14 protein-coding genes are annotated in these 16,831 nt (G+C 61.6%); 11 read left to right on the forward strand and 3 right to left on the reverse strand.

The window, feature by feature from the left end; genetic code table 11:
- The first annotated feature begins 38 nt into the window (after positions 1 to 38).
- Together BEN48_RS09450 and BEN48_RS09455 are read left to right on the forward strand one after the other, a co-directional pair.
- Positions 39 to 779 (forward strand): toxin-antitoxin system YwqK family antitoxin, encoded by a 741-nt coding sequence (locus BEN48_RS09450; RefSeq protein ID WP_125932565.1) that lies wholly within the window; start codon positions 39 to 41, stop codon positions 777 to 779.
- Between the two features lie 148 nt (positions 780 to 927).
- Entirely contained in the window at positions 928 to 1,761 is an 834-nt protein-coding gene (locus tag BEN48_RS09455; protein ID WP_070734368.1) for a transglutaminase-like domain-containing protein, read from the forward strand.
- A gap of 12 nt (positions 1,762 to 1,773) precedes the next feature.
- On the opposite strand, the gene BEN48_RS09460 is transcribed toward BEN48_RS09455, so the two are convergent.
- Both BEN48_RS09460 and BEN48_RS09465 read right to left on the reverse strand, forming a co-directional pair.
- On the reverse strand, positions 1,774 to 2,361 hold the full coding sequence (locus tag BEN48_RS09460; RefSeq protein WP_070734370.1) for a redoxin domain-containing protein: 588 nt from the start codon (positions 2,359 to 2,361) through the stop codon (positions 1,774 to 1,776).
- Positions 2,362 to 2,401: 40 nt separating this feature from the next.
- Positions 2,402 to 2,971 carry a 4'-phosphopantetheinyl transferase family protein gene (locus BEN48_RS09465; RefSeq protein ID WP_158010140.1) on the reverse strand — a complete coding sequence of 190 codons (570 nt, stop codon included), beginning with the start codon at positions 2,969 to 2,971 and terminating at the stop codon, positions 2,402 to 2,404.
- A gap of 267 nt (positions 2,972 to 3,238) precedes the next feature.
- Here BEN48_RS09465 and BEN48_RS09470 point away from each other — a divergent pair, with 267 nt between their 5' ends.
- The 7 genes from BEN48_RS09470 (at position 3,239) to BEN48_RS09500 (ending at position 12,449) form a co-directional block, all read left to right on the forward strand.
- Positions 3,239 to 4,171, forward strand: a complete 933-nt coding sequence (locus BEN48_RS09470) for a WD40 repeat domain-containing protein (protein WP_070734374.1) — start codon at positions 3,239 to 3,241, stop codon at positions 4,169 to 4,171.
- 87 nt (positions 4,172 to 4,258) lie between these two features.
- Complete coding sequence (locus BEN48_RS09475; protein WP_070734375.1) at positions 4,259 to 5,308, forward strand: DivIVA domain-containing protein; 1,050 nt, start codon at positions 4,259 to 4,261, stop codon at positions 5,306 to 5,308.
- 266 nt (positions 5,309 to 5,574) lie between these two features.
- Positions 5,575 to 5,964 (forward strand): dihydroneopterin aldolase, encoded by a 390-nt coding sequence (folB, locus tag BEN48_RS09480; protein WP_070734377.1) that lies wholly within the window; start codon positions 5,575 to 5,577, stop codon positions 5,962 to 5,964.
- A gap of 276 nt (positions 5,965 to 6,240) precedes the next feature.
- A complete protein-coding gene (locus tag BEN48_RS09485; RefSeq protein ID WP_070734378.1) occupies positions 6,241 to 6,666 on the forward strand; it encodes a BlaI/MecI/CopY family transcriptional regulator in 426 nt (141 codons plus the stop codon).
- Complete coding sequence (locus BEN48_RS09490) at positions 6,641 to 9,082, forward strand: M56 family metallopeptidase (protein WP_125932566.1); 2,442 nt, start codon at positions 6,641 to 6,643, stop codon at positions 9,080 to 9,082. The genes BEN48_RS09485 and BEN48_RS09490 overlap by 26 nt, the downstream gene beginning before the upstream one ends.
- On the forward strand, positions 9,064 to 11,325 hold the full coding sequence (locus tag BEN48_RS09495; protein ID WP_070734381.1) for a hypothetical protein: 2,262 nt from the start codon (positions 9,064 to 9,066) through the stop codon (positions 11,323 to 11,325). The genes BEN48_RS09490 and BEN48_RS09495 overlap by 19 nt, the downstream gene beginning before the upstream one ends.
- Positions 11,326 to 11,666: 341 nt before the next feature.
- The gene (locus BEN48_RS09500) at positions 11,667 to 12,449 is read left to right on the forward strand and encodes an acyl-CoA desaturase (protein WP_070734392.1); all 783 of its coding nucleotides are present in this window, start codon (positions 11,667 to 11,669) and stop codon (positions 12,447 to 12,449) included.
- Positions 12,450 to 12,699: 250 nt separating this feature from the next.
- On the opposite strand, the gene BEN48_RS09505 is transcribed toward BEN48_RS09500, so the two are convergent.
- Entirely contained in the window at positions 12,700 to 13,728 is a 1,029-nt protein-coding gene (locus BEN48_RS09505) for an SMP-30/gluconolactonase/LRE family protein (protein ID WP_070734384.1), read from the reverse strand.
- A 166-nt stretch (positions 13,729 to 13,894) separates the two neighbouring features.
- On the opposite strand from BEN48_RS09505, the gene BEN48_RS09510 reads away from it, so the two are divergent.
- On the forward strand, positions 13,895 to 15,793 hold the full coding sequence (locus BEN48_RS09510) for an ABC-F family ATP-binding cassette domain-containing protein (RefSeq protein ID WP_070734394.1): 1,899 nt from the start codon (positions 13,895 to 13,897) through the stop codon (positions 15,791 to 15,793).
- Positions 15,794 to 16,440: 647 nt separating this feature from the next.
- Positions 16,441 to 16,831, forward strand: a 391-nt coding sequence (locus BEN48_RS09520) for a transposase (RefSeq protein WP_141764570.1), incomplete at its 3' end; no start/stop codon positions are given.

The following is a 16,831-nucleotide window of genomic DNA, read 5'->3' on the forward strand; positions in this document are numbered from 1 at the left end:
AGCGTGGGCTTTTAACTGTCAGTATTAATACGATGGGCATGCCCGAGCTTAACGTGCGTCGTACCTACACGCATTGTCCCGGCAAGGGCCCTCAGCTACTTGAGGAATACCAGTGTTTTCTGCTGGCTGGCACGCACACCGAAATAAAACACGGCTACTACCGCGAGTACCACCCCGATAGCGGCCAGTTGGCAACGGCCTACCACTACTGCGACGGCCAGCGCCACGGCCAGTGCGAGGAATACGTGGAATGGGGCACCCAAAGCTACCCGGCGGCGGTGCTGCACTACCGGAAAGGCCAGCGCCACGGCGCTGCCGTGCGCTACGCCGCCTGGGGCAAAGAGCAGGAAGGCACTTACGTCCACGGCCTGCGCGTGGGCCGGTGGGTGAACCACCGCTTCGATGGCTCGCTCGACGTGTGTCATTACAAAGCCGGCCGGCTCCACGGCGATTTTGTGACCTACGGTCCCGATGGGCGGGAGCAAAACCGGCTGTTTTACCAAAACGACAAGCCCCTTACCGGCACCCGCACCGAATACTACGCCGATGGCAAAACCCGACAGAAAATCAGCTACGCGGCTGGTCGTCGGCAAAAGTGGTCAAAAAGCTGGTATGGCCTGCGCGCCGTTCAGCCGCGCATCTTTTTACCGGCCGTGGTGCACCTGCTGCTGCACGGCAGCACCCCCAAGTTAGCTATTGGCAGCCGCTCCGGGTACCTGGTAGGGACCGAAGATTTGGCTACAAAACCCTGGGGCGATGACAGCCTTCGCAGGCAGTAGCGGCCGCACAATCCGGGAGCGGCCCGGCGAATGGCCGGAGTGGGGCAAAACGAACTTGTTTCGGGGGGAGAGGTGTTAAAATCGGTGCCCGAAACGCACCGCAACCGCTTCCGGGCGTAAATTTGCGGGGCTGAGCCACCCCTGCGTAATGACGAACAAAGAAATCAAAGCCCTAATCTCGCTGCTCGACGACCCGGAAGTAGCGCCGCAAATTCAGGATAAAATCCAGAATTTAGGAGAAAGCATCATCCCGTTTCTGGAGGAGTCGTGGGAGGAAACCCTGGATGGCCAGCAGCAGCAGCGGCTGGAGGACCTGATTCACCACCTGCAGTTTGAGGGCCTGCAGCAGCGCCTGCGCGTGTGGCGCGAGGCCGGCGCCGTCGACCTGTTGGAAGGCATGTGGCTGCTCAATACGTATCAATATCCCGATGCCGACCTGCAGGCCCTGAACCGCGCCATTGAGCAGCTGCGCTTCGAGGCCTGGACCGCCCTGCGCCCCGAAATGCACCCTGCCGACCAGGTGCAGGCCCTGAACCACGTCATGTTCCGGGTGCACAAGTTCGCAGCCAACACCCAGCACTTCCACTCGCCGGCCAATACCATGCTGCAGCGCGTGATTGAGACCAAGCGCGGCAACCCGCTCACGCTCTGCGTGATTTACCTGCTGGTAGCGCAGCGGCTGCACCTGCCCGTATTCGGGGTGAACCTGCCCAACCTGTTTGTGCTCACGTTCCGGCCCGAGCTGCCGGGGGCCGAGCCGTTCTACATCAACTGCTACAACCGCGGCCTGGTGCTTTCGCGCACCGACATTGAGCACTACGTAGGCCAGCTGAATATTTCCTCGAACCCGATTTTCTACGAGCCCTGCACCAACCTGGACATTGTGCGGCGCGCCCTGCGCAACCTGCAAATGAGCTTCGAGAAGCTGCAGGAGCCCGTGAAGGCGACCGAGGTGGCCGTCCTGCTCAGCATTCTGGAATAAGCGGCCTGCCGGCTACTGCGTCCTGATTCTCAGGCCTGCGGCGCGCTTTTCGTCCACGCCAGCGGGACGGCCGGCCAGCAGGTTGTCGAGCACTTGCTTGAGGTAGGCCTGCTGCACGCTGCTCGCTACCTGCGGGTTGTCATCAATAGCGCCCCGGTAGCGGATGGCAAAGCCTCCTGCCGTGGGTTGCAGCACCACCACTTCGGTGGTTTTGGTGGCGCCCAGCAGCGTGCTCACCTGCAGGCTGCCATCGGTGAGGGTGGGCAGGTCGAGCTTGCCGGGGGCCGTGGTGCTGCCGGACTCGGTGTAGATGGGGGAATTGATGAACAGGAACTCAACCCCCTTGGCGTCGTAGGCGCTGTTGAGCGCGGCCAGCCGGCCCTGGTAAGCCAGCGAGAAAGGACAGGCGGGGTTCAAAAACACCACCACCACGGCCTTTTTGCCCGCGTAGCTTTTCAGCGACACGTTGGAGTTGGTGGCGGTTTTGAGGGTAAAATCACCAACGGTACTGCCCACCGATTGGGCGCGCGCCACGCCCACGGCCATGGTCACGGCAAGCAGCGCCACGGCGGTGAGAATGGGAATTCGGCGAAAAGACATGGCGGTAAGGTTAGGCTTGTGAGGGAGGGCGTGCCGAAGGCTACGGAGCAGATTGGTGGCAGTACGTAAGAACATAGCCCGGCGACGGTTGTGAATAGCAAATGCAGTGCCGGGTATGCGCGCCGCCCACTACCAACGTAGCGGGAATTTCGCCGGATTCCCCGGACTCGAAAGTACTAAGCAGCAGCTGGGTTTTGAAAATGATGCCCCGCTGGCCCGCCAGCTTGTACAAGGTTTCTTTGGCGCTCCATAGCAAGGTATAGTGCGCGGGCGCTGCTGCATGGGCGTCCGGCGCGGCAGCCTGCGCCGCGGCCCATTCGTCGGCGTTCAGAAACTTGCTGGCCAGCCGCTGGGCTTTGTCCCGAATCATCTCCACATCGATGCCCACGCGGGCGCCCTGCGCCAGCACCGCCGCCACCCACACGCCCGAATGCGACAGGGACAGGGCAGAATGCTGCTCGCCGCCAGCCAGCCAGGGGCGCCCGGTGGCATCGTTGTGCACCACCACGCCGGCCTCGTCGGCCGTGCCGGTGCTGCGGAGCAGCTCGTGGGCCAGCACCCGGCCGGCCAGCCACTGGGCCTGGCGCGTGGCATCGGCCGTGGCGGGCACAGCGCCCGGTACGCTTGCTGCTGCGGCAACGCGCGCCACAGCTCGGTGGGCGTTTCGGTGAGGTACCAAAGGCCCAGCACGGCAGTAGGGGAGAGGCGCTGGAGGGTGTGCAGGGGCATTGGCGAGAGGTAGTGGACGGGCCGCAGTAGCGGGGTAGCGGTGGGGAGAATGAGCAGCGGACAAGTTGCCGCCAGCCGTAGCGCACGGCTGCCCATTGGCCGCCAGCCGCGAACTACTCCCTGGCAAAGCTACCTTTGTGCCGCTCGTATGTCCGAAATTTTCCGCCCGTCCGTTACCAAAATAGCCACGCTGGCTGGCCACCGCGACGCCGTGTATGCCCTGACGGGCGGCTCGGACAACGCCATTTACTCGGGCAGCGCCGACGGCATGGTGGTGGGCTGGAACGCCGCCGAGCCCGGCCGGGACGGCGAGCTGCTGGCCCGCGTGGAAAATTCGGTGTACGCCCTGCGCCACCTACCGGCGCTGGATATGCTGGTGCTGGGGCACAATTTTCAGGGCATTCAGGCCATTGGCTTGGCGCAGCGGCAGCTGGTGCACGCCACCGCCCTGCCACCGGTGGCCATCTTTGAGATGGTGTATTCCGAAACCCGGCAGCGGCTGTACGTGGCCCTAGGCGATGGTACCCTGGCCGTGCTGCGGCTGCCCGACTTCCGGCTGGAAAAACTCCTGCGCCTCGCCGACAAAAGCCTGCGCTGCCTGGCCCTGCACGAAGGCCGCGGCGAGCTGGCCGTGGGCAGCTCCGATACGCGCACATACATCCTCGACCTGGACTCGCTGGAAACCCGCTACACCCTGGCCGAAAGCACCAATTCGGTCTTTTCGGTAGCTTTTTCGCTCGATGGCACCCGTCTGTTTACCGCCGGCCGCGATGCCCAAATCCGAACCTGGGACGTGGCGGCGGGCTACGCCCTCGCCACCACCGTGCCGGCCCACATGTACACCATCAACCATTTGGCCTTCAGCCCCGACGGCCGTTACCTGGCCTCCTGCAGCCTCGATAAAAGCATAAAGCTGTGGGACGCGGCCACCATGACCCTGCTGCGCGTGCTCGACCGGGCCCGGTCGGCGGGGCACGGCACGTCGGTGAATCGGCTGGTTTGGCCGGGCACCGAAAACCGGCTAGTTTCGTGTAGCGACGACCGGAGCCTGGCTGTGTGGGCTCTGGAAGCTGTTAGCTGACAGTCATTAGCACCTTCCTTGGGTCAACGCTTCAATAAATTAACCTGAAAAAGCTAATAGCTACCAGCTAAAGGCTAATAGCTCGATATGAAAATTACCGCCCTCGATATCCGCCAGAAAACGTTTGAAAAGTCCTTTCGTGGGATTGATAAAGACGAGGTTCAGGCCTTCCTGAACACCGTTTCGCAGCAGTGGGAGCGGCTGGGCGACGAAAACCGTGAGCTGCGCCTCAAACTGGAGCACGCTCAGCAGGACGTGCAGAAGATGCGCGAGGTAGAAAGCAGCCTCTACCGCACCCTGAAAACGGCCGAAGACACCGGCAACAACATCACCGAGCAGGCCCAGCGCGACGCCGACCTGCGCATTCGCGAAGCTCAGTTTCAGGCCGAGCAGCTCCTGACCGAAGCCCGCCAGCGCGCCCGCGCCGTGGTAGACGAGGCCTACCAGCAGGCCGAAAAAACAGTGTCGGAAATGCAGCGCGAGGCATCGGGCCTGGGCCAGGAGTGCCAGCGCCTTGAGCTACAGCTCGACGGCCTGGCCCGCGACCTGCACCACCTTGCTTCCGATGCCCTGGACAAGGTGGAAAAGGCCCGTAGCCGGCCCAAGGGCGGCGCGGCAGCCATCCTTTCGCGGGCGGCACGCGTACAAGTGGAACGGCCGAAAGAACCGGCCGCTGACTCCACTCCTGAGCCCAATCCCGCCATGCAGGTTACTTCTTCCTCCGCCATTTTACCGGCTGCCGCTGTTGCTGCCGCCACGCCCGCCTCGTTTGCGCCGGGTGCCCGCAGCCGTTCCGAAGAGCTGCTGGAGCGCACCGCCGAAACCACCGGCTACAACCCCAAGCCCGGCCAGCAGCCCGACCCTTACACCACGCCCAACCCCGACATTGAGCGGCCCGTTGCGCCCCCCGAAAACCCCGGCATTGCGCCCGCGCCCCACATCGACCAGCCCGAACCTTCGCAGGTGCCCCACCCCGGTGCGCCCCGCGTAGATCCCACCGAGCCCGAAATTCGCCCCATCGGCCCTGACCGGCCCGAAATCACCCCGCCCTCGCCCGTTATTCACCCTGGTATGGCCGCCGCCACCGCGCCCGCCACGGCAGCCGTAGCAGAAAAGTCATTTTTCGACGAAATCTAGCCCGCTGATTTTCCGGATTCGATGGATTTTGTAATTGATTGTGAGAAAGACCTGCCGTGATGGCAGGTCTTCTTTTTTTGTGGTTGACTTTTGCTTCGCCGTAGCTGAATTATACGGTTTTAGTAGTAGCAGTTGGTGTTTTGGGAGCCCCAGCCAATAGCTGATAGGCACTCGTTGTGGCACCTGGGTCACTTTCGTGTAAACCCGAAGTATGCGCTTGGCTTCCTCATTATCTCACCATTTCTCCATTTCACCGCCACCACCACATGGGCCAGATTGCACTTGAAGGACTAGAGTTTTTTGCTTTTCACGGCTATTATGATGAAGAGCAAAAAATGGGAAATAAGTACGGCGTAGACCTGTACATCAGTACCAACCTGCTGGGCGCCGGCGAGTCGGATAAGCTGCAGGAAACGGTGAACTACGAAGTCCTGTACCGGCTGGTGGCAGAAGAAATGCTGGCCCCGGCGCGCCTTCTGGAGCACGTGGCCCACCGCGTACTGGACCGCATCATGGCCGAATTGCCGCACGTGCGCAAGGTGAAGGTGAGCGTGAGCAAGTTCAATCCGCCGCTAGGCGGTATCTGCCACCGGGCGCGCGTCACACTCACCAAGCGCCGCCGTGAAGCGGCAGTCAGCGGAGAGCGTATCCGGTAGAGGTAGTTGCCTCGATGGGCGGGTATTGCAGTAGGCATCATAGCCGCTATGCCGGCTCAAGTAGCGGCATAGGAACCAGACCCAAGGTAGAGGCAGGCACCTGCACATAATGCCTCGATAGTATTATTATCAGTGTATAAAATTAATGCACTGATACATAGACTGTTGCGATATTGTACGAAATATTTCGTAATACAGACTTGCAACTACGAAAACATTCGTACCATCTTTGTCATATCCTACGAAACAATTCGTAGATGCTTCGTATCTTTCAGCATGAGCAAAGCACCGCCCTCCAAACCTACGGACTCCGAACTGGAAATCCTACACGTGCTCTGGCAGCACGGGCCTGCCACGGTGCGGGCCATCAACGACAACCTGAGCGAGCGCCGGCAGGCGGAGGTGGGCTACACCACCACGCTCAAGATGCTGCAGCTGATGCTGGAAAAAGCATTGGTGCGGCGCGACGATGCCGACCGCAGCCACGTGTACCGGGCGGCGGTGCGCGAGCAGGAAACCCAGAGCCTGCTCCTCAACAAGTTCGTGGATGCCACTTTCGGCGGCTCGGCCCTGAAGCTGGTGATGCAGGCCCTGGGCAACCGCCAGACTTCGGCCGATGAGCTGGCGCAAATCCGCCGCCTGCTCAACGACATTGAAATCCAAAATTCCACCTCTAATGCCGACGACGATGACCGCGCTTGAGAATTTCGTTTCGCCCGCGCTGATGCGGGCTTTGGGTTGGACACTGCTGCACTCGCTGTGGCAGGGCGCGCTGATAGCGGCGGTGCTGGCGGGGGCACTGCTCCTGCTCCGGCGCCAGCGGGCCGAAGTGCGCTACGCAGCTTCGGCTGGTGCGCTGGGCGTGGTGGTGGCCCTGGCCGGCATCACCTTCGGGCTCTATTTCAATGCCGGCGTGGGTCAGGACATGTTGCTGACTTCCGGCGCATTTGAAACCGTGAAGGCGACAGCGGCCCATAACTCGGTGCCTGTGGCGCCGGCTGCTGCAACGGCCCGGGCTGGGGCTGATGCCATCGGCCAACTAAAAAAACAGGTTATGACGGCCAATGAAGCGGCCGCTGCGCTCCCGGCAGCCCCTGCCTGGCTGGCCACGAGCCTGCGCTACATGGATACCCACATGCCGCTGTTGGTGCTGCTGTGGCTGCTGGGCCTGCTGGCCATGAGCCTGCGCATGCTGGGCGGGCTGCTGTATGTACAGCGCTTGCGGCGCTACCGGGTGCGGCCCCTCAGCCAGGCGTGGCAGGACCGGGTGGCGGTGCTGGCGGCGCGCAGTGGCCTGCGCCGGCCGGTGGCGTTGCTGGAATCGGCGCTGGTACGGGTGCCGCTGGTAGTGGGCCATGTGCGCCCCGTAATTTTGCTGCCTTTGGGAGCGATAGCGGGCCTTTCTCCTGTTTATCTCGAAGCCATACTGGCCCACGAGCTGGCCCACGTGCTGCGCCGCGACTACCTCGTGAACCTGCTGCAGACTGTGGCGGAAGTGCTGTTTTTCTACCATCCGGCGGTGTGGTTTGTGGCCAGCTGCGTGCGCACCGAGCGCGAAAACTGCTGCGACGACGCGGCCACCGCGCTGTGCGACGGCGACGCGCTGCGCCTGGCCCGGGCCCTCACCGCGCTGGCCGAGTGGAGCCAGAGCGCGGTGGTGCCCACCGCGCCGCGCCTGGCGCTGGCAGCCATCGGCAGCCGCGGGGCGCTGCTGAACCGTGTGCGCCGCCTGGTGCAGCGGCGCCCGGCAGCACCTACCGTGGCCGAGGGCTTACTGGCTGGCGCGTTGGTGCTGGGCGGCCTCGGGCTGCTGGGCAGCAGCGTGGCACTGGCCGGGCCGCTCACGCGGTCTGCGGCCCCGGCTGCTGGCCCTGCAGCATTCCCATGGCAGGAAGTGGGGGCGGCCACCAACACTGCTGCCCCAGAATCTGCCGTGAGTGTGAGTAGGGTGGTAATGGGCAATGAAGGCCGCCGCACGAGCATGGTGCAGGACGAAGACACCCTCATTCGAACCCGCGTGATGCGTAGCAAGCCGGGCCGGGTGCGCAAGACCCGCCGCGTAGTCATGCACGGGAATGGTCCTGACGCATCGTCTATCGGACGCACTCCCAATACGGTAGTTATCACCAAAGACAAAAAAGGCCGGCTGACCAACCTGGTCGTGAATGGCCAGCGCGTGGAAACTGAAACGGGCAAGCGGCCCGGCAAAGGCACCAAGGGCAAGAACAACGAGCAGCGGGTGGAAATCATCCGGGTAGTGCCTGGCGATGGGCCGGAAGCAAGGGCATTTGTGTACCGGAACGATGGCGCAAACCAATTTGAGCGCGAGATTGAGCGTCGGGAAGAATTTCGAACACGCGGTTTCGACAACCAGTTTGGCTCTGCCGTCCCGGGTGGTAGCCGAGGGGATGCCTTTGGCCGGAATGGCACCGGCACCCGGAACATTACCATCGTTAGGTCCGATGGCGCTGCTGATGGTTCGGGTGGTTCGCTGCGGGCGCAGCAAGAAGGGCTGCGCGCCCAGCGCGAAGCCTTGCGCACCGCCGAAAGTGCCCTCAAGGAAGCCAGCGCGGTAAAAAACCTGAGCGCCGAGCAACGCAAACGCCTCAACCAGCGCCTGGAAGAGGTGCGGGCCCAGCTCCGGAAAACGGAGAGCGCGGCATCCTCGTCGCAGCGGCGCTCAGGCGGTGCCGACGCGGGCCAGCCAATTATGGAAATGCGCCTCCATCAGGAAGAGATGCGGGAGCGCCAGGAGGAAATGCGGGAAGAAATGGAGGAGCGCCGCGAGGAAATGCGCGAACGACTGCATGAGTCCCAAAGCATGCGGACCCGCAACGGCTCCGTGGAGGATGCCATGGTGGCGGAGCTGTTGAAAGACGGCCTAATTAAGAGCCGGAGCACGTTTCAGTTCCGACTCTCGGCCAAAAGCCTGGTGGTAGACGGCAACGAGCAGCCCCAGAAGCTGCGGGACAAGTACCTCAAGCTTTGCGAAGCCACCGCAGGCCGCGCAATGGGCCCCACCAACTCCATGGTGCTAACCCGCAACAGCGACAGTACCACCCTGGACAACGGCCCACGGCCACCCCGGGCTCCATTGATGTGCTGGCGCTGGCAGTAAGGCCGACCAAAAACGCGGGCCAGCCCCTGCACCAGCGGCTACCGCTGCAGCTGGAGGGCCTCGAAATTGGCTACGTTGGCCTGCTTCACACCCGGGCCAGCTACCTGCCGCAAACGCAGACCACGGCAGCATTTGAGCGCGCCGACCTCAGCGCCCAGGATGTGCTCATCAGTGCGGCCGGGGCAGCCGATACGCAGCGGCTGGGGTATGCGGCCGACTGGCGCTTGCGGGTACTGCGCGGCCAGGGCCGGGCCGCTGGCCACGCGCTGGCCGTAGCGGGGCTCCATCTGGCCACGGCCGAGAAGCTGCTACTGGTTGATTCACTTCGTATTCGACCCACTGGCTCTGCAACCGCTGCACAGCCTCAGGTGAGCCTCATGCTTCCACGGCTGCGCCTGACCGGCATTGATGCGCCTAAGCTGCGCCAGCGCCGTTTTCAGGCGGACTCGCTGCTGCTGCTGGGGCCGCAGCTCACTGCTACACTACCCGGCACCTCCACGCAGGATTCAAAATCAGGCTCTTCCTTTTGGCGACAACTCGATTTGGCTCATGTGGCGGTGCGCCGGGGGTACCTGCGCCTGAAAGGCAGCGCCGGGGAGCCCACGGTGCGGGACATTGCCGTGAGCGGCACCGGCCTGCACCTCGATTCGACGCTGGTGCCCGGGGCCGGGAGCATCTTGTTTGCTCAGGCCTGGGACGTGGCCCTGGGCCGCAGCAACGCCACCGTGGCGGCCCACGCCGTGGCGCTGGACAGCCTGCGCCTGTCCACCAAAGCCGGCACGTTTGACCTGCGCGCGGTGCGCATTCGCCCGCCGGCGCCCGGGCAGGGGCCGGCAGGGGCGGTGAAGGTTGACCTCACGCTGCCGCACCTGGCCCTGACGGGGTTTGATGCCACGGCCCTGCAGCAGCGTCAAATTTTTCAAGCCAATGACCTGCTGCTGGAAGGAGCCAGACTGAAGTTTACGCCCCCGGCTAAATCGCCGCCCCCGGTGTGGAAAATGCTAACGGCCGTGGCGCGGCGCACGGAGCTGGCGCACCTGCGCGTGCGCAACGCCGACCTGCAGATTGGGGGCCTGCGCCACTCGCCCGAAGTGCACAGCCTGAACCTGACCGGCCGGGCCATTCGCATCGACTCGCTGGCGGCGCTGGAGCCCCGCCGCATTGCCTACGCCCGCGCCTGGCAGGCCAGCTCCGGGCTCATCGCCGCGCCGTTTGACCCGCCCTACTACCGCGCCAGCAGCCAGCGCGCCCGCCTCGACACCGACGCCAAAACCTTCCGGTTTGAGCGAATGGCCCTCACGCCCAAGTACTCGGCGGTGGGCATGAACCTGCGCAAGGGCTACCAGGCCCCGGCCATCACCATCAAGCTGGCGTCGCTGGCATTCACCGGGCTGGATTTTGCCGGGCTGGTGCGGCGGGCCGATGTGCGCGTGACGCGGCTGGTGGCCCAAAGCCCGGTGGTGACCATTGCTTCCGATGGCCGCGGGCCCATCAACCCGTACAAATCGAAAATTTCGCCCGAGGAGATGCGCAACCTGCCCGTAGTGGTGGACGTGCGGCGGTTCGACATCCGCAACGGCAACCTGTATTCGAAATACCGCAGCCCGCTCACGCCCACGCCCGGCACCATGAGCATTAACCGCTTCACGGGCAGTTTCTACAATCTTAGCAACGACCGGAAACGGCAGACCGCCGCCACGCCGCTCACGGGCCGCGCCATCACCTACCTGCAAAACCGCATCCGGCTCGATGCGCGGGTGTCGATGTACCTGCTCGACCCGCGGGGCCGGCACCGCGTGTGGGGCACGTTTGGGGCGGGCCCGTTTGGCATACTTAATTCCATGACCGTGCCCACCCGGCTGGTTAAGTTCAAGAGCGGGCAGGTGCAGCGGCTGCGTTTCGACCTACGGGCCGACCGCCAGGGCGTGACGGGCACGATGACAACCGAATACACGGGCCTGCAGATGACGCTGCTGAGCTACAAGCAGGAGGAAGTCAAAAAGACTTTGTTCAGCCGGCTGAAGTCGAAGGTGGTGAACGCGGTGGTTATCCGCGACCAGAACCCGCGCAAGGGCGGCCGCGTGGTGACCGGGGAGATGACCAGCACCCGCGAGCCCCGCTTCTCGGTGTTCACGCTCTGGCGCCAGGGTATCGTTAGCGGCTTGTTCCACAACGTGGGCGTGCCCCAGCCCATAGCCCAGAAGCTGAGCGAGAGCAAGGACGAAGCCCCGTTGCCCAGGTAGGCATTTTGCGGCTGGATATTGCGGCTGGCGCGCGTCTGTGACGCGTGCCGACTGGTCTCGAGCCTGTGGCTCGGGCGCGCATTTGTCAGGGCCCTGCCGCATTTCGTTCTACTTCGAGCCACAGGCTCGGCGCCAGTCGGCACGCGTCGCAGACGCGTGCCAGCTACGTTCCGCCGGCTTCGTTCTCGAGCCACAGGCTCGGCGCCAGTCGGCACGCGTCGCAGACGCGCGCCAGCTACGTTCCGCCAGCTATGTTCCGTACCTTCCGGCGCCGCAACCTGAACATTTACAGCTTGGTGGTACTTGCCGTTGCATCTGCTCCGCCTTTGTTGCTATTGTTTATGATTATTCTGATTTTTTTCGCCGCGCACTGGTACTTGTCGCTGTTCACGCAGACGTTTTTTCAGCACCGCTACGCCGCCCACCGCATGTTTACGATGGGCGCGCTCACCGAGCGGCTGTTTTTCGTGCTCACCTACCTTACGCAGGGCAGCAGCTTTATGTCGCCGCGGGCCTACGCGCTGCTGCACCGCATGCACCACGCCTACTCCGACACGCCCAACGACCCGCACTCGCCCCACAACAGCACCAACGCCTTTACCATGATGTGGAAGACGCGGGGCATCTACCAGGAATGTGTGAAGGGCACTTCGGTGGCCGCCCAGCGCTTCCAGGGCGACTATCCGGTGTGGAATTCGCTGGAGGATTTCGGCAACAAGTGGTACTCACGGGTGGGCTGGGGCGCGGTGTACGTGCTGTTTTACGTCAAATTTGCCACGGCCTGGTGGCAGTACCTGCTGCTGCCCATTCACCTGAGCATGGGGGCGGTGCACGGCGCCATTGTGAACTGGGCCGGCCACAAATACGGCTACCAGAACTTCGACAACAACGACAAGAGCCGCAATTCGCTGTTTTTTGACTTCCTCACCGGCGGCGAGCTGTTCCAGAACAACCACCACAAGCTGCCCAGCCGCGTCAATTTTGGGGTAAAGAAGTGGGAGTTCGACCCCTCCTACCCCGTTATCTGGACCATGGACAAGCTGGGCGTTATCAAGCTGCGGGAATTGAAAGCCGCCGCGCTGGAAACGGCCGCGGCCAAGGCCCAGGCCGCGCTAATTCAGTAGTGACTGCTTCAGCGCGGGCACATAACGTACTCGCACAGAAAGAACGTCATGCTGAGCGGAGTCGAAGCATCTCTCCCGCAATAGTAAATGAATTACCTGCACGGTAGAGATGCTTCGGCTGCACTCAGCATGACGTTCTTTTTGTGCGGTCACTTTTGCGCGACTAACTAAACTCATTCATAAGTCCAAAACCAAAAGCGGCCGCCTCCCTTAGGAAGCGGCCGCTATTGGTTTAGCACAAAAAACCGGCTTACTGGAAAACCACCCGGTTAATGCTGAACTGGCTCACGGCTGGCGTTTGGCCGCCGAAAAGCTTGTCGAGGTTGGCGTAGAGCACGTAGCTGGCACCGTCGCGGCGGGCCAGGGTGGTGGGGAACTGCGGCTGCGTCACGAATGTGCCCGACAGCGTGGCCGCGGTGAAGCCGTTGGTGGTGGCGAGGCGGAACACGCGGGCCTGGGCGTTGCTCACCACCTGCAGCGTGTTGTTGTCCTGCAGCAGCAGGCCATCGGCCGCCGACAGGTTCTGGGTGGTGGTGACCTGCGTAAAGGTATTGGGGGCGTTGAGCGGCACTTTGTAGAGGGCCCCGTTATCGGACTTAGCCACCAGCAGGTAGCCGTCGGGATGAAACACGATGCCGTTCAGGCCAAAGGCACCGGCGGCGGGCGGCGCCAGGCGGGTGGCATCCTCCAGGAACACGGTGGCGGTGTTCTGGGGGTCTATTTTATAGATGAGGTTCGAGAAGCTGTCGGTTACGTAGGCGTTGCCCTGGGCGTCCACGGCCACGTCGTTGGCGAAGTGGGCCAGGTTGGGGCGCAGGCTGCCCAGCTCTACTATGGTGGGCGCGGCGGTGGCATTGGCGTTGTTGAAGATAGCCAGGCGGGCCAGTTTGCCGCGGGTGGCGGCGGTGCTGCGCTGCTGGTTGGCGCCGGGGTCGGAAATGGCCACCAGCAGGCGGTTGCGGCCCGAGGCGTTGTCCAGGTAGGCGCCGATGGCCGACACCAGCCGGGGGTCGTCGGGGAAGGCGGTGCTGTAGGTGCCGTCGTCCTTCACCTGGCCCACGCGGCCGGTGGTGAGCGACGTCACCAGAAAGCGGCTGTTGGGGGCGTCGTACTGCACGCCTTCGGGGTAGAGGCCGGCCTGGGTGAAGGTGATTACGGCGGGCGCGGCCGGGGCCATTACCTCGTTGTCATCGTCGGAGCAGGACGAGAGCAGCAACAGGCCGGCAAAGGCAGCGGGAACCACGCGGCGGGCGGTGGCGACCAGGGAAAAAGTGGACATATAAGAAATGAAAAGAGAGGGTAAAACGGTAATTCGCAACACATTCGTGTACGAACATGGGTTATACATCCGGCGGGGCTTTTTGGTTTTGAAAGCGGGCGCATTGTTTTTTGGCCGGCCGGCCCAAGCACGCGCCGTACCTTTGCCCCCCAATACCGCTGACCAGATGATTTCCATTTCCGACCTCGACTTCCACTTTGGCTCCCGGGCGCTGTACGACAACGCCAGCCTGCACATCAAGCCCAAAGACAAAATCGGCCTCATTGGCCTCAACGGCACCGGCAAGTCCACGCTGCTGCGCCTGCTGGTGGGCGAGTACAAGGCCGACGGCGGCTCGATTTCGATGGCCAAGGACGTGAGCCTGGGTTTCTTGAACCAGGACCTGCTGAGCTACGACACGCACGAGAGCATTCTGCACGTGGCCATGCAGGCCTTTGAGGAGGCACTGGAGCTGCAGAAAAAAATCGACGACATTCTGGTGTTGTTCGAAACCGACTACTCCGACGACCTCATCGACAAGCTGGCCACCATGCAGGAGCGGTTTGAGGCGTTGGGCGGCTACACCATGCAGTCGCGGGCCGAGGAAATCCTCGAAGGCCTGGGCTTCACCACCGAGGAGCTGACCAAGCCGCTCAAGTCCTTTTCGGGGGGCTGGCGCATGCGCGTGATGCTGGCCAAAATCCTGCTGCAGCAGCCCTCCCTCCTGCTCCTCGACGAACCCACCAACCACCTGGACCTGCCGTCTATTAAGTGGATCGAGAACTACTTGGCCGACTACGAGGGCGCGGTCATCATCGTGAGCCACGACCGGGAATTCCTGGACCGCACCACCAACACCACGGTGGAGGTGATAGGCGGCAAGCTGGTGCCCTACGCCGGCAACTATTCCTATTACCTGGAGGAAAAAGAAGAGCGCAACATCATCCAGAAGGGCGCTTTCGAGAACCAGCAGTCGCAGATTCGGGCGGCCGAGCGGTTTATTGAGCGCTTCAAGGCCAAGGCCAGCAAGGCCAAGCAGGCCCAGAGCCGCGTGAAGGCCCTCGACAAGCTGGAGCGCATTGAGGACGTGGCCAGCGACGCGGCCAAAATCAACATGAAGTTCACCTTCAAAACCGAGCCCGGCCGCCACATTCTCCGCATGGAGCACGTGACCAAGAAGTACGACCAGAAGCTGATTTTCCGCGACACGAACGTGCACATCGAGCGCGGCGACAAGATTGCGCTCATCGGCGCCAACGGCAAGGGCAAGTCCACGCTCATGCGCCTGGTGGCCGGCACCGAAGCCCCCACCGCCGGCAAGCACCAGCTGGGCCACAACGTAATCATGTCGTTCTACGCCCAGCACCAGCTGGAATCCCTCACGCTCGACAACGAGATACTGCAGGAGATGAGCGAGGCCGGCTCGAAGCGCAACGACATGGAATTGCGCTCGGTGCTGGGCTCGTTCCTGTTCACGGGCGAGGAGGTGTTCAAGAAAATAAAGGTGCTGAGCGGCGGTGAGAAAAGCCGCGTGGCCCTGGCCAAAACCCTGATTTCGGAAGCCAACTTCCTGCTGCTCGACGAACCCACCAACCACCTGGATATGGTGTCGGTGAACATCCTGATTCAGGCCCTGGAGCAGTACCAGGGCACGTTCATCGTCATCAGCCACGACCGGTTCTTTGTGGAGAATGTGGCCACCAAAATCTGGTACATCGAAGACTTCCAGCTGAAGGAGTACCCCGGCACCTACGCCGAGTACGAAACCTGGCAGGAAGACCGCGAGAAAGCCGCCAAGAAAGCCGGCCTGCCCAGCCCCTCGGCGCCCAAGCCCCAGCCCAAAACCGAAGAGCCAAAGCCAGCCAACAACAGCAACGAGGCCAAAAAAGCCGCCCGGGAGCTGGCCGAGCTAGAAGCCAAAATCGACACCCTGGAAAAGGAGCTAGCCGGCTACGAAAAGCAGTTGGCCGACCCCAAAATCTACGAAAACACGGCGCAGCTCAAAGACGCGACCATGAAATTTGAGCAGGTAAAAAAGGAGCTAACCCAGCTTAATGACCGCTGGGAAATGCTGGCTGAAGTGTAATTCCTACAGTCCCTAAAAACTGAAAGCCTCTCCTGAAGCAATTACTTCGGGAGAGGCTTTTTTGTTACTGGTAACGGCTACGCATTTATGCAGGCCTGGAATTAGAATTCCTGTCTGCCCAAACCGTTGCCTAATTTATAATTAAAAGTTCATTTTTATTACTTTTGGTCAATAATGTTTTTCTGCCCGGAACTACTGCTGAAAGATGCACCACTGCTCATTGTTAGCACTTCAGCCAGGCTTGCATAAATGCGAATGTTATGTGCAGCATTTTTAGTCCGCACACTCATTGTACTTTAAAATATTTATCACTGTGTCAAGTTCAATTGTATATGTTGTAAGTCCGTCTTGTCGGCTAAAACGATAACCATTTTCTGATTTGAACCAAATAGCATTTCCGTTGTCAACCTTTATAAACAAACTGTCGTGAAAAATTGAATTAGAATTTACTTTCGAGTTGTAAAACTTGGCTGTTTTAATACTGTTTATAAATTCTGCTGTGGCGTTTTTGTCAAATTGAATGTCGTAGAGTATGCAGTAGTCTTGCCACATATCTTGATATTCGTCTTTAAGGACTTTAAAATTTGTAGGAAGTTTTACATCACTGATGTTACGCGGATATTTAGGGGAGTGATTTACGTTTGGTGATGAGTTGCACACTGGATTTGTACACAGATTACCTGATTAGTTCGACGGGTCAAACGTCGGCCACGGGTTTATCACGGCTGCTGGATGGGGCCGTGAGTCACGACCAGGTCACGCGCTGGCTGAGTAGTTCGTATCTGGACTCTGAGCAGGTCTGGAAGCAGGCCAAGCCGGTGATTCGCGCGGCCGAGCAGCAGCGGGCGGACGACGACTTTGCGGTGCTACTCGTGGATGATTCCATCCTGGAAAAGGCCCACACGGACCCGAGTGCGTTGATTTGCACCCACTGGGACCATAGCAAGGGCCGCTTCGTCAAGGGCCTCAATTTCGTCAGCCTACTCTACCAGGCCGGCGAGCTGGCCCTGCCCATCGCCGTGGAACTCATCGAAAAAA

It is taken from the genome of Hymenobacter glacialis (genome assembly GCF_001816165.1).
Classification (GTDB): domain Bacteria; phylum Bacteroidota; class Bacteroidia; order Cytophagales; family Hymenobacteraceae; genus Hymenobacter; species Hymenobacter glacialis.

Excerpts from the sequence above, each read along its gene's own strand:
- BEN48_RS09450 (WP_125932565.1), top strand. The coding sequence starts at position 39 with ATGCCCGAGCTTAACGTGCGTCGTACCTACACGCATTGTCCCGGCAAG.
- BEN48_RS09455 (WP_070734368.1), top strand. The coding sequence starts at position 928 with ATGACGAACAAAGAAATCAAAGCCCTAATCTCGCTGCTCGACGACCCG.
- BEN48_RS09460 (WP_070734370.1), bottom strand. The coding sequence starts at position 2,361 with ATGTCTTTTCGCCGAATTCCCATTCTCACCGCCGTGGCGCTGCTTGCC.
- BEN48_RS09470 (WP_070734374.1), top strand. The coding sequence starts at position 3,239 with ATGTCCGAAATTTTCCGCCCGTCCGTTACCAAAATAGCCACGCTGGCT.
- BEN48_RS09475 (WP_070734375.1), top strand. The coding sequence starts at position 4,259 with ATGAAAATTACCGCCCTCGATATCCGCCAGAAAACGTTTGAAAAGTCC.
- folB (WP_070734377.1), top strand. The coding sequence starts at position 5,575 with ATGGGCCAGATTGCACTTGAAGGACTAGAGTTTTTTGCTTTTCACGGC.
- BEN48_RS09485 (WP_070734378.1), top strand. The coding sequence starts at position 6,241 with ATGAGCAAAGCACCGCCCTCCAAACCTACGGACTCCGAACTGGAAATC.
- BEN48_RS09490 (WP_125932566.1), top strand. The coding sequence starts at position 6,641 with ATGCCGACGACGATGACCGCGCTTGAGAATTTCGTTTCGCCCGCGCTG.
- BEN48_RS09500 (WP_070734392.1), top strand. The coding sequence starts at position 11,667 with ATGATTATTCTGATTTTTTTCGCCGCGCACTGGTACTTGTCGCTGTTC.
- BEN48_RS09505 (WP_070734384.1), bottom strand. The coding sequence starts at position 13,728 with ATGTCCACTTTTTCCCTGGTCGCCACCGCCCGCCGCGTGGTTCCCGCT.
- BEN48_RS09510 (WP_070734394.1), top strand. The coding sequence starts at position 13,895 with ATGATTTCCATTTCCGACCTCGACTTCCACTTTGGCTCCCGGGCGCTG.